The organism is Streptomyces bungoensis, from assembly GCF_001514215.1.
GTDB lineage: Bacteria > Actinomycetota > Actinomycetes > Streptomycetales > Streptomycetaceae > Streptomyces > Streptomyces bungoensis.
Genome location: NZ_KQ948853.1, coordinates 479,292 through 491,707, shown reverse-complemented (window position 1 = coordinate 491,707; position 12,416 = coordinate 479,292). Strand labels below are relative to the sequence as shown.

The window sequence follows — 12,416 nt, the reverse complement described above, 5'->3', positions numbered from 1 at the left end:
CGTGTGATCGTATGACCGGCGTTCTGTTGTCCGGCCGCGCAGCCCGGCCGCCGCGTCCCGCCGCTACGCCGGCTGCTGCTGCGCCCCGGTCGCCGTGACCTCCCGCACCCACGGCGTCCGGGCGTCCACGCGGCTGCTCTTCTGCACGTCCCACGCGCCGTAGCGCGGGTTCAGGTCGACGTGGAGCTCCTTGGACGCCTGGGACAGCGCCTTCCAGAAGGCGGGCTGGCTGGGGTCGGTGCCGAGCCGTGCGGCGAGCTTCTGAGCCTCCAGCTGCAGGCGCAGGTTGTCGTCGAGGCGTTCGGGCGCGATGCCGTACTTCTGCAGCCAGGCCGTCTGCAGGGCCTTGGCGCTGCCGGCCTGCTGCTCCAGGCCGCTGCGCATCTGCTGGACCTCCCGGCGGCTGACCGTGACGCCCGCGTCCTGTGCGGCGCGGTGCAGCACGCGGTCGAGGACCATGTTGTGCAGGGTGTCCCGGGTGAGGCTGCTGGTGGAGGCGAGGACCTGCCGGTACTGGGTCTCGTCCGGCACCGCGGCCCGCTGCGCCCTGCGCACCTCGTCGACCCGGTTCTCCAGCTGGGCGACGGTGATCCGCTGTCCGCCGACGACGGCGGCCGCGCCCGGGTGCGCTTCGTTGCCGCAGGCGGTGAGGAGAGGGGCCGCGGCGGCGATCGCGGCGGTGAGGACGAGCGCGGTGCGACGGCGGCGGTGCAAGGAAACCTCCACGGGAGATTGTGCGACGGTGCACAAAGTTCTTGCGGTGATCGATGGTAGGCAGTGGGGAGGCTGTGGCCAACCCATTCGACCAACGATTCGCGCGCGCTTCGGGCACCGTCGCGCCGCCCCGGCGGGGCGCCGGATCAGCCCGTGACGGCCACCGGGGCGTCCCACGCGTCGCGGTCGACGGTGAGGGTGACGCCGCCGTGCGACTCCTTGCTGTTGACCATGTACTGGTGGGCCCGGCTGTGGTTCGTGAACTGGGTAGCGCCCCACGGCCAGTCCGCGGTCGTGGTGTTCTGCTTGTCCCACAGCGCGTACCAGAGGTTGCCCGGCAGGTCGGTCTTGTCGCTCGCGGTGGCGACGGCCTTGGCGCTGGAGCTGGTGAAGCCGTAGTAGCCGGCGCGGTACGTCTCGGCGCGCAGCTCCTTGTCGAAGGAGCGGACGTAGGTGAGCACGGCGTCGTTGCACGACGTGTTGGTCGTGTCGTACGGCTCCATGTCGAGGTAGAGGGCGCTGCCTGCCTTCATGCCGAGGGCCGCGGCCTTGGCCACCGCGTCCTTGGCGTCGCCGGTGCCGAGGGAGGCGGCGGTGGAGGCGGTCAGCCTCTCCGGGTTGGAGCCGGACTGGCAGGGCGGCTGGGCGCCGACGTAGATCGGGACGAGCTTCCAGCCCATGGCGCTGACGTACGACACCCAGGAGGCGGTGAGGTTGGGCTGGGCGCAGCCGCGGTTCTTGCCGCCCACGTAGACGGCGGCGGCGCCGTAGAAGCCGGTGTGCCAGGCCTTCATCGTCGACTTCGAGGGTGCGGTGCAGGTGTCGAAGGCGCGCCCGGTGAAGGTCTTCTGCGCGGGCCAGGCGGTGGCGGCCATGGAGGTCTGCGCGGCGATCCCGGCGCCGGCGACGACGGCCGCCCCGGCCACCGCCCACGTGACGTACCTGCGCTTCCTGGACTGCCGATGACCGGCCATGTACCCCACCCCTGATCTTTTCAGCCTGGCAAAAACGAAGCGCAACCTATCCGGCGCCGCTCCCGTGTTCGGGAAACACCAGTCCCTGTCATGTACAAGAATCACTCAGGGAACGGCAAAATCAGCCACGCACCTGCCCGAGCCATTGCAGGGTGCGGCGGATCTCGGCGGCCAGCGGGTGGCCGGGGCCGCCCAGCCGCTCGACGTCCATCAGCAGCCGCGCGAGCGTGTCGTGGGCGGCCGGGCGGTCGCCGAGGGCGAGCAGCAGGTGACCGATGCGCCGGCGCACGTCGTGGGCGAGCTGCGGGTCGCCGGAGACGTACTGGTTCTCGTAGTACGGCAGCAGCGCGCGGTACTCGGCGAGCGCCGCCGCCGGTTCGCCGAGCTGCTCCAGGCACTGGGCGGCCTCGTAGCGGAAGCGCAGGGACTGCGGGTCGGCCTGGCCCGCCTCCGCGGCGCGTTCGTCGGCCAGCCGGCGCAGTTCGGGCAGCGCGCGCCGGTACTGGCCGTCGTCCATGAGGGTCGCCGCGTACTGCTTGCGCAGGGTGCGCACGACCGGGGAGTGCTCACCGTGCTGCTCGGCCGCGGTCGGCAGGATCGCACCGAGGATGTCCACGGCCTGGGTGATGCGGCCCTCCCCCAGGAGCCGCTTGACCTCGTCGACGGCGGCGGCCACGTCCGGCTTCTCGGCCACGGTGGGCACGGGCGCCACCGGGGCGGGCTGGGGCGCGGGCGTCAGCGCGCGGTCCGGCCAGGGGGCGTGCGGGCGCAGGAAGGGGCGGGTGGGGTCCAGCGGCGCCCCGGTGGGTGTGCCGCGCGCGGGCAGCAGCAGCGCGAGGTGCTCGTACACCTCCTGCGCGGAGGCCGGGCGGTGCTGCGGGTCCTTGGCGAGCAGGCGCAGCACCAGTGCCTCGAGCGCCTCGGGGACCTCGGGGCGGATCCGGCGCACGGGCAGCGGCGGCTCGTACAGGTGCCGGTGCAGCACTCCGAGCGCCGTGGAGCCCGCGAACGGCACGTCCCCGCTGAGCAGTTCGTGCATCAGCACACCGAGCGCGTACAGGTCGGTGTACGGGCCGACCGCGCCGCCCATCGCCTGCTCGGGCGCCATGTAGGCGGGCGAGCCGATGGGCGAGCCGGTGTGGGTCAGGCGCGTGGTGTCGGTGTCCATGACGGAGGCCACGCCGAGGTCGAGGACGGTGACCGTGCCGTCCTGCTTCACCATCACGTTGCGCGGCTTGAGGTCGCGGTGCACGATCGGCACGGCGTGCACGGCGCTCAGGACGGCGCACAGCTGCGCGGCCACCGCGACCGCCCACTGCCACGGGTACGGGTCGTGCTCGGCGAGGTGGTCGGAGAGGTCGGCGCCGTCGACGTACTGCATGACGAGGAACAGCTCCTCGCCCTCGCTGCCCGCGTCGTGCACGGTGACCAGGCCCGGGTGGTCGACCTGCGCGGTCACCCGGCACTCGCGCACGAAGCGCCGGCGCAGCTCGTCCGCCTCCTGGCCGGCCACCTTGTCCGGGCGCAGCAGCTTCACCGCCACGCGCCGGTCGAGCCGCTGGTCGTAGGCCGTCCAGACCTGGCCCATGCCGCCCTGCCCGATCAGCGTGGACAGTTCGTACCGGCCGGCGACGACACGTCCGGTCGCCACGGTCACCGTCCGCCCTCGTGGCCGGCGCCCCGGCCGCCGTCGTGGCTGCCGTCACCGCTGCCGTCGTGCTTGCGCAGGTAGTCGCTCAGCTCGTCGAGCTCGGCGCGGACCTGGTCGATCCGGGCGGGCGCCGGGCGCTGGGGCGGCGGGGTCGCCGACGGCGGCCGGGGCGGCGGCGTGTGGGGTATCGGGGGACCGGCCACCGGAGGCTGTCCGGGCAGGGGCGTGTGGCCGGGCACGGGCGTGTGGCCCCCGGTCGTCGCGGCGAACGGCGCCGCAGGCCGCGGATAGCCGTACCCCGGCGTGCCCGGCACCCCCGGCGCGCCCGTGTACGCCTGTCGCAGCGCCTGGAAGTGCCGGATCTCCGCCACGAGGTAGTACACGACCCCGGCGGCCAGCGCGCCCAGCAGCAGCGTGATGCCCAGGTAGCCGCCGGCGGTGTGGACGTCGTCGCCGGGCTCCTCGCCCAGCAGCACGATGCTGAGGAGGTCGGCGGCCAGCACGGCGGCGAACAGGCCCCAGTCCAGCGACTTGCGCGTGACCACGGCCAGCCGCAGCAGCAGCAGCCAGGTCAGGAAGCCGATGCTGAGGACGGCCGCGGCCACGAACAGTACGCGCAGGATGACCAGCCACGCGGGGTGCGGCGGCTGCTTCACCGGCTGTGCGTAGCCGTGGCCTTGCATGGCTGCTCCTGATGCCTGGGAGGGACGGAAGGGACGCGTGGGCCCGCCCGGGGTGCGGCCGGGCGGACGGCACCACTCGTGCGAGGTCGCACCGAGCATATGGCCCACCGCGGACAAGCGGTTCAGGATGTACCGAACCGTTGTCCGGCCGTCTCCGTCAATCCGGCGCGACCGTCCCGTCGGTGAGCCCGTCGTACATGCCGCGCACCAGCTGCTCCCCGAGCCGGCTCGCACGGCGCACCGCCCGCTCGAACTCGTCGAGGGCGCCGAACCGGGCGCCGTAGCGCCGCTGTTCCTCGAGCGGGAGCCGGGGCAGCTGCAGCCGGCGCACGTCCAGGCGGGTGGCCGTGGAGGCGTAGCTGCTGGCCTGGCGGTGGTTGGCCGTGCCGCGCAGGAACCCGGCGAGGAACCAGGGGTCGAGCGCCGCGGGATCGGGGCGCAGGAGCACCAGGTTGCGCCCCAGGGCGGCGCCCGCCGTCGCGCCGTCGACGACGCGCGCCACCGAGCCGCCGCCGAGCACCGGTACGACGACGTCGCCCGGCTCGGTCAGCACGGCCTCCTCCTCGCTCTCCGGGAGCGTCCCGGAGGGTGCGGTGCCGGCGAGCACGTCGTGGTCGGTGAGCACGGGCACGCGCGCGTGACCGCCGTTGCCGCCGGTCCGCAGCAGCAGCGCGCCCCCGCGCGCGAGTTCGCCGACGGTGGTGAGCGGCCAGCGCACGGGCGCGGCCGGCTCGGCGGGCGACGGGGTGAGGTCGGCGGTCAGGCGCAGGGTCTCGCCGAGTCGCTCGCGCACCACCGGGAGCGCCTCCGCGCCCTCGGGCAGGGCCGGGGGCGGCAGGTGGCGGGCGGGCGCGAGGTCCACGTCGTCGTCGAGCAGTTCGATGACCGGCACGGAACGGGCCGAGCCCGGCCGCTCCGCCAGCCGCCCGGTGCGCGCGAAGGAGCGCCACGCGTCGAGGGCGGCGTCCCGGACGGCCGGCCAGTCGGGACCGCCGCGCCCCTCCCCCGCGAACCGCCCGGTGTCCACGAGCAGCACCTCGGGCGCCGCCGGCGTCCGGTCGGGCCGGCGCAGCACCCACACGTGCAGCGGGATGTTGTACGGCGGCGCCGCCCCGACCGGCAGCGCGACCACGGCGCGGAGCGCGCCCCGGCGCAGCAGGTCGGCGCGGATCCGGCGCCCGGAACGGCGGGAGGCGGCGGCGGGCGGCATCAGCAGCACGGCGGTGCCGCCGTCGGCCAGCCGGGCCAGGGCGTGCTGCACCCAGGCCAGCTCGGACTCGGTGCGGGCGGGGAAGCCGTACTCCCAGCGGGGGTCGTAGGCGAGTTCGTCGTGGCCCCAGTTGCGCTCGTTGAACGGCGGGTGGCACAGGACGGCGTCGGCGCGCAGCTCCGGGTGGGCGTCGGCGCGCAGGGTGTCCCCGGCGGCGCCGCGCACGGTGGCGCGCGCGTGCAGCGCGAGCCGCAGCGCGGCGAGGGCGGCAAGGTCGGGGGCGCTGTCCTGGGCGTACAGCTCCTGGTCGGGGCGGGCGTCGACGGCGCGCAGCAGGGCGCCGGTGCCGCAGGCGGGGTCGAGGACGGTGCGGGCGGGGCCGGCGAGGTCGGCCATGAGGCGGGCGAGTTCGGCCGGGGTGAGCGTGTACTGGCGCGGGTTGGCGTCCAGGTGCCGGCCCAGCAGGAACTCGAAGGTCTGCCGCGCGCCGGTCTCGGCGGCGAGTCCTGCGGCGCCGCGCAGGAGGGGGACGGAGGCGAGGAGCTGCGGGCCGGTGGGGGTGCGGAGGGCGGGGGCGGGGCCGGGAGGACCGGCGGGACCCGGGGTGTTCACAGCGCCGGGGAGCTGCGGGCCGGCTTGCGCGTGGTCGGCCGGAGCAGTGTTCACAGGCGCCGGTGAGTTCACAGCCGCCGAGCCGATCTCGGCCCGCACCGTGTGAACGTCGCGGCCGTGCGTGGCGCCGAGGCGGGGGCCGAGCACCTGGTCCAGCGCGCCGGGCAGCATCGCGGCCAGCCGCTCGTCGGAGCCGGCGCTCACGTCGAGCCAGACGGTGGGGCGCTCGTGGATGAGCAGCAGGACGCAGCCGGTGTGCACGAGAGCGGTGACGGGTCCTTCGGGATGCCCGGCGAGCTGCTGCCAGACTCGTTCGCGCAGCGGCACTTCGGCGAGTTTTCCCTGCTTGCGCAGCCAGCCCTCCACTTCGGCGAGGGCGAAGGAGGGGCTGGTCTCGGTGCCGCCGACCGGCTTGGGGAAGTCGGCGTGCCGGCGGCGCCAGTTGCTCACGGCGGCCCGGCCCACGCCGGCGAGTCGCGCGATGCCGGCGGCGGTCACCTCAGTCGCGTTGTCCTGCACAGGCCCCGCTCCCCTCGTCCCATGTGTGCGCAGAGCATACCGACGTACACAAGATCCCGACTTTCACGACGTGTACACAACTGATTCTGTTCATCGTGTTGACTCGGTTCACAGGCTTTGATCTCATTGACCCAGCGAACGAGCGGCCAGCCGGAGGGGGCGGCCGCCGCGTCGGGGAGGGGTCCCGCCATGGCTGTGCACGACACGAACGCGCGCCGGACACCACCACCGCCGCGGCAGGCGCGGCCCGCGCTGCACATCGCACCCTGACCGTCGCCGCCCGTCCACGCCGTCGTCCCCACCCGGTCCGAGCACGCTCGCCGGAGCCGAAGCCCGCAGGCCCGAGGCTCAGCGCCCAGCGCCCAGGCACGCACGCCCGACGCGAGCCGCGGACACCGCACGCACGCCGTACGCCCATCCCCCGATCCACTCATTCCCCGAAGGACTGTCATGCGCCACTCGTCCCGTGCCGTCACGCTGCTCGCCGTCGCGGCACTTCCGCTGGCCCTGTCCGCCTGCTCCTCCGGTTCCTCCGGCTCCTCCTCGGACTCCGGCGCGCACGCGAAGCGGGCCGAGCAGAAGGACCCCAACGCCGGCCTGCTGACCGGTGCGCAGCTCAAGCAGGTGCTGGCGCCCGCGTCGGCCTTCCCGGCCGGGTTCACCGCCGAGGCCGACGGCTCCTCGGACAGCGCGGGCGACTTCCTCTCCCCGTCCGGCCGGAAGGCCGCGAAGCCGGACTGCACGCGGCTGGAGGGCACTTCCTGGATCCAGGTGACCGGTTACAAGGGGGGCGTGTCGTTCGCGCAGAACGACTACGCGAACCACGACAAGACCGAGACGCTGGCCCAGGAGGTCGACGAGTTCCAGGGCACCACGGCGCACAAGGTGATGGCGCAGCTGGAGTCCGTCGCGGCCGAGTGCGCCACCTTCACGGACACGGACATGCACGCCAAGGTGAAGACGACCGGCCGGTCCGCCTCCGGGCTCGGCGACGAGGCCTACACGATCACCCTGACGAGCGGCGCCTGGCAGAACGGCACCACGCTCGTCGCGGCCCGCTCCGGCAGCGCCGTCGTCACCGTGCTGTCCACGCAGGGCAGCGACAACGGCGCCGCGAGCGCGAAGAAGCTGACGGCCCGGATCGTGGACGCCCTGAAGGCCAAGAAGTCCGCCTGATCCACCGAGGGCCGCGGGCCCGCCCGCACCCGCCGGTGCGGGCGGCCCGCCGGCCGCTCCGTCACACCTTCCGCGTCCGCGTCCTCGTCAGCCGCCGCACAGGCTCAGCATCATGCGCTTGTCCGCGGTCGTCACCGGCAGGTCGTACTTCAGCGACACCTGGGCGAAGCGCACGGCGTAGGAACAGCGGACGAGCTTGTTCGGGGGCAGCCAGGCGGCCGGGCCCGAGTCGCTCTTGGCGCCGTTGGCGGGGCCGTCCACGGGGATCAGGTTGAGCGGGTCGTTGGCGATGTCCTCGCGCTTGCCCTTGTCCCAGTGCGAGGCGCCCATCTGCCAGTCGTACGACAGCGGCATGACGTGGTCTATCTGGACCGTGATCGCATGGGACTTCACCCACTCGATCGTCTTGCCGGTGTACGGGTCGCGCAGCGTCATGGAGGTGACGACGCACGTGGAGCCCGCCCGGAAGCGGACCTTCTCGCCGTCACGTTTCAGCAGGTCGTTCCGCGAGTCGCAGCCGTTGTGCGAGAAGGGGATGCCGCCCGGCGCCGAGTCCATCCAGGCGTAGCCGAACTTGTCCCGCTCGTAGCCCGTCTTCGGCCCGCGCCCCTTCGTCGCCACCTTCCCGATCAGCGCCCGCGCCTTCGCCCTGTCGCCGGCGGACGTGATCGCCGCCAGGCCCGGCTTGGTGCCGTCCGGATTGTCCAGAGGGCTCACGGCCCGGCCGTCACCGGCTGTCGAGACGGCGGAACCGGACGGTCCGCCGTCCGCGGGCGGGGCGATGTCCTTGCAGCCGGCGAGCAGGCCGCCGGTGGCCACCACCGCGGCGGATGCCAGGAGTACGCGCCGGCTTCCGCCGCTGTGCCTCAGACGCCTCACGATGCGTTCCCCTTGCTGGTGTTGGTCCGCCGGTGCGGGCGGAACGTCGTTGCCCTTCAAGGTAACCGGCCCGAGGCGGGCGGAAACCGGGGCTCAAAGGGGGCATCAGGGGTGAAACAGGCGCGAGTTGGGGCGTGGTCAGCGGTACGGCCGCCCGCGGTGCGGACGGCCGTGGAGGACCGGGGGGGGGAAGCGGCCAGGAGCGGCAGGTCCTGGCCGCCGGGCTCACGATCCCAGGATCGAGGCCAGGAACTCACCGGCCCAGCCCAGCAGTTCGCGGCCGACCAGCGGCTTGCCGCCGACCTTCGCCGTCTTGGGGCGCGGGACCAGGAGCTGGTGGGCGGCCGGCTTGATGACCGTGCCCGGGTACAGGCGCTTGACCCGCAGCTCCTGCGACTCGCGCAACTCCACCGGCGCGAAGCGGATGTTGGTCCCCTGCAGGACGATCTCGCCGACCCCGCAGGCGCGGGCCAGCATCCGCAGCCCCGCCACCAGCAGCAGGTTCTCCACCGGCTCGGGCAACTTGCCGTACCGGTCGGTGAGTTCCTCGCGGACGGACTTGATGTCCTCCTCGGAGTTCGCCGACGCGATGGCGCGGTACGCCTGCAGGCGCAGCCGCTCGCCCGGCGCGTAGTCGTGCGGGACGTGCGCGTCGACGGGCAGCTCGATCTTGACCTCGAGCGGCGCCTCCTCCTCGATCTCGCCGGTCTCCAGCTGGCGCCGGTAGTCGGCGACGGCCTCGCCGACCATGCGCACGTACAGGTCGAAGCCGACGCCGGCGATGTGGCCGGACTGCTCGCCGCCGAGCAGGTTGCCCGCGCCGCGGATCTCCAGGTCCTTCATGGCGACGTACATGCCCGCGCCCATCTCGGTGTGCTGGGCGATGGTCGCCAGGCGCTCGTGGGCCGTCTCCGTCAGGGGCTTCTCCGGCGGGTAGAGGAAGTAGGCGTAGCCGCGCTCCCGGCCGCGGCCGACGCGGCCGCGCAGCTGGTGCAGCTGGGACAGGCCGAAGGTGTCGCCGCGCTCCACGATCAGGGTGTTGGCGTTGGAGATGTCGATGCCGGACTCGACGATCGTCGTCGAGACGAGGACGTCGAACTTCTTCTCCCAGAAGTCGACGACGACCTGCTCCAGCGCCGACTCCGACATCTGGCCGTGGGCGGTGGCGATGCGCGCCTCGGGGACGATGTCGCGCAGGCGGGCCGCCGCGCGGTCGATGGACTCGACCCGGTTGTGGATGTAGAAGACCTGGCCCTCGCGCAGCAGTTCGCGGCGGATGGCCGCGCCGATCTGCCGCTCCTCGTACGGCCCGACGAAGGTGAGCACCGGGTGGCGCTCCTCGGGCGGGGTGGTGATGGTGGACATCTCGCGGATGCCGGTGACCGCCATCTCCAGGGTCCGCGGGATCGGGGTCGCGGACATGGTCAGCACGTCCACGTTGGCGCGCAGCTTCTTCAGCTGCTCCTTGTGCTCGACGCCGAAGCGCTGCTCCTCGTCGACGATGACCAGGCCCAGGTCCTTGAACTTGGTCTCGGAGGAGAACAGCCGGTGGGTGCCGATGACGACGTCCACCGAGCCTTCCTTCAGGCCCTCCAGGACCGCCTTGGCCTCGGTGTCGGTCTGGAAGCGGGAGAGGGCCTTCACGCTGACCGGGAACTGCGCGTACCGCTCGGAGAACGTGCCGAAGTGCTGCTGCACCAGCAGGGTCGTGGGCACCAGGACGGCGACCTGCTTGCCGTCCTGTACGGCCTTGAAGGCGGCGCGCACCGCGATCTCGGTCTTGCCGTAGCCGACGTCGCCGCAGATCAGGCGGTCCATGGGGACGGTCTTCTCCATGTCCTCCTTGACCTCGGCGATGGTGGTGAGCTGGTCGGGGGTCTCCGCGTAGGGGAAGGCGTCCTCCAGCTCGCGCTGCCAGGGCGTGTCGGCGCCGAAGGAGTGGCCGGGGGCCGCCATGCGGGCCGAGTACAGCTTGATCAGGTCGGCGGCGATCTCCTTGACGGCCTTCTTCGCGCGCGCCTTGGTCTTCGTCCAGTCCGCGCCGCCGAGGCGGTGCAGGGTGGGGGCCTCGCCGCCGACGTACTTGGTGATCTGCTCGAGCTGGTCGGTGGGGATGTACAGGCGGTCGCCGGGCTGGCCGCGCTTGGCGGGGGCGTACTCCACGACCAGGTACTCGCGGGTGGCGCCCTGCACGGTGCGCTGCGCCATCTCGATGTAGCGGCCGACGCCGTGCTGCTCGTGGACGATGTAGTCGCCCGCTTCGAGGGTGAGCGGGTCGATGCTCTTGCGGCGCCGGGCGGGCATGCGGGCGCCGTCGCGGCCGGCGGCCTTCTGGCCGGTGAGGTCGGTCTCGGTGAGGACGGCGAGCCGGAGGGCGGGGTCGACGAAGCCGTGGTCGATGCAGCCGCAGGCGACGTGCACGACGGACGGGGTGGGCTCGCCGAGGTCGGTGTCCAGGCGGGCGGCGATGCCCTCGCCGCCGAGCACCTCGACCGTGCGGGCGGCGGTGCCGTGGCCCTCGGTGACGTAGACCGTGCGCCAGCCGTCGGCGAGCCAGCCCTTGGTGTCGGCGAGCGCCTTGGCGGTGTCGCCGCGGTAGGTCTCGGTGGCGTGCATGCCGAGCTTGAGGGTGTCCGCGTCGAGCTCCTCGTCGGCCGCGAAGGGCGAGACGGACCACCACATCATGTCCAGCTCGCGGGCCCGCTCGCGCACGTCGGCGATGGACCACAGGGAGGCCGCGCCGACGTCGATGGGCGCCTCGCCGCCGCCGGCGGTGGCCGCCCAGGAGGCCTGGAGGAACTCCTGGCTGGTGGCGACCAGGTCGGCGGCGCGGGTGCGGACCCGCTCCGGGTCGCACACGACGGCCATGGCGCCCTTGGGCAGCACGTCGAGCAGCAGTTCCATGTCGTCGACGAGGACGGGGGCGAGGGACTCCATGCCCTCGACGGCGATGCCCTCGGCGATCCTGTTGAGCAGTTCGCCCAGCTCCGGGTGCTGTTCGGCGAGGGCACGCGCGCGTGCGCGCACGTCGTCGGTGAGCAGCAGTTCGCGGCAGGGCGGGGCCCACAGGCCGTGCTCGGCGACCTCCAGGGAGCGCTGGTCGGCGACCTTGAAGTAGCGGATCTCCTCGACGTCGTCGCCCCAGAACTCGACGCGCAGGGGGTGTTCCTCGGTGGGCGGGAAGACGTCCAGGATGCCGCCGCGCACGGCGAACTCGCCGCGCTTCTCGACGAGCTCCACGCGCGCGTAGGCGGCGGCCGCGAGGGCCTCCACGACCTCGTTCAGGTCGGCGGTCTGCCCGGTTCTCAGGGCCACCGGCTCCAGGTCGCCGAGCCCCTTGACCTGCGGCTGGAGCACGGAGCGCACGGGCGCGACGACCACGGAGACCGGGCCGGTCTCGGGGTCGTCCGGGCGGGGGTGGGCGAGGCGGCGCAGGACGGCGAGGCGGCGGCCGACGGTGTCGCTGCGGGGGCTGAGCCGCTCGTGCGGGAGGGTCTCCCAGGAGGGGTACTCCACGACGCCCTCGGGGGGCAGCAGCGAGCGCAGGGCCATCGCGAGGTCCTCGGCCTCGCGGCCGGTCGCGGTGACCGCGAGCACGGGGCGGCCGGCCTCGCGGGCCAGGGCGGCCACCGCGAAGGGGCGGGCCGCCGGGGGGCCGACGAGGTCGACGTGCATGCGGTTGCCGTCCGCGGCCGCGGTGACGGCTTCCGCGAGGGCGGGGTCCTTGACGACGGCGTCGAGCAGACCGTGCAGGCTCATTCGGGGCGGCTTTCGTCCGTGGGGCGGGCAACGCGAACCACCCGACACGCGGGGCGGGCCGGGGGTTCCCAGGGTACGTCGCCCGGGGGCGGATCACCCGCGGGAGTGAACGGAGTACGACGTCACGGCGGTCCCCGCACGACGGAACCCGGCGCCGAGAAGCCCCCCGTGGCTTCTCGGTGCCGGGTCCGTCCCCCGTGTCCCCCGTGTCCCCCGTCCTGAACGGTCCCGGACGGTTC

At 73.6% G+C, this 12,416-nt stretch carries 8 protein-coding genes; 1 reads left to right on the top strand and 7 read right to left on the bottom strand.

The features are described 5' to 3' along the window. Window positions 1–63: 63 nt before the first annotated feature. From AQJ66_RS09795 to AQJ66_RS09775, 5 genes are all read right to left on the bottom strand, one after another. A complete protein-coding gene (locus tag AQJ66_RS09795) occupies window positions 64–714 on the bottom strand; it encodes a SurA N-terminal domain-containing protein (protein ID WP_061919180.1) in 651 nt (216 codons plus the stop codon). Window positions 715–860: 146 nt separating this feature from the next. Next, window positions 861–1,688, bottom strand: coding sequence for a glycoside hydrolase domain-containing protein (locus tag AQJ66_RS09790; protein WP_061919410.1), 828 nt, complete (start codon window positions 1,686–1,688; stop codon window positions 861–863). A 121-nt stretch (window positions 1,689–1,809) separates the two neighbouring features. After that, the gene (locus AQJ66_RS09785) at window positions 1,810–3,303 is read right to left on the bottom strand and encodes a protein kinase domain-containing protein (protein WP_279617316.1); all 1,494 of its coding nucleotides are present in this window, start codon (window positions 3,301–3,303) and stop codon (window positions 1,810–1,812) included. Between the two features lie 38 nt (window positions 3,304–3,341). Further along, a complete protein-coding gene (locus tag AQJ66_RS09780) occupies window positions 3,342–4,022 on the bottom strand; it encodes a hypothetical protein (RefSeq protein ID WP_061919176.1) in 681 nt (226 codons plus the stop codon). Between the two features lie 157 nt (window positions 4,023–4,179). Next, entirely contained in the window at window positions 4,180–6,363 is a 2,184-nt protein-coding gene (locus AQJ66_RS09775; protein WP_061919174.1) for an N-6 DNA methylase, read from the bottom strand. Window positions 6,364–6,813: 450 nt separating this feature from the next. Here AQJ66_RS09775 and AQJ66_RS09770 point away from each other — a divergent pair, with 450 nt between their 5' ends. Beyond that, window positions 6,814–7,539, top strand: a complete 726-nt coding sequence (locus AQJ66_RS09770; RefSeq protein WP_061919172.1) for a hypothetical protein — start codon at window positions 6,814–6,816, stop codon at window positions 7,537–7,539. An 87-nt stretch (window positions 7,540–7,626) separates the two neighbouring features. Here AQJ66_RS09770 and AQJ66_RS09765 read toward each other — a convergent pair whose 3' ends face one another. Both AQJ66_RS09765 and mfd read right to left on the bottom strand, forming a co-directional pair. Next, window positions 7,627–8,418 (bottom strand): HNH endonuclease family protein, encoded by a 792-nt coding sequence (locus AQJ66_RS09765; protein ID WP_079060156.1) that lies wholly within the window; start codon window positions 8,416–8,418, stop codon window positions 7,627–7,629. 225 nt (window positions 8,419–8,643) lie between these two features. Further along, a complete protein-coding gene (gene mfd, locus AQJ66_RS09760; RefSeq protein WP_061919170.1) occupies window positions 8,644–12,177 on the bottom strand; it encodes a transcription-repair coupling factor in 3,534 nt (1,177 codons plus the stop codon). Window positions 12,178–12,416 lie beyond the last annotated feature (239 nt).

Bases quoted from the DNA above. Each gene is read 5' to 3' on its own strand.
- AQJ66_RS09790 (WP_061919410.1), bottom strand. From the start codon at position 1,688: ATGGCCGGTCATCGGCAGTCCAGGAAGCGCAGGTACGTCACGTGGGCG.
- AQJ66_RS09770 (WP_061919172.1), top strand. From the start codon at position 6,814: ATGCGCCACTCGTCCCGTGCCGTCACGCTGCTCGCCGTCGCGGCACTT.
- mfd (WP_061919170.1), bottom strand. From the start codon at position 12,177: ATGAGCCTGCACGGTCTGCTCGACGCCGTCGTCAAGGACCCCGCCCTC.
- AQJ66_RS09780 (WP_061919176.1), bottom strand. From the start codon at position 4,022: ATGCAAGGCCACGGCTACGCACAGCCGGTGAAGCAGCCGCCGCACCCC.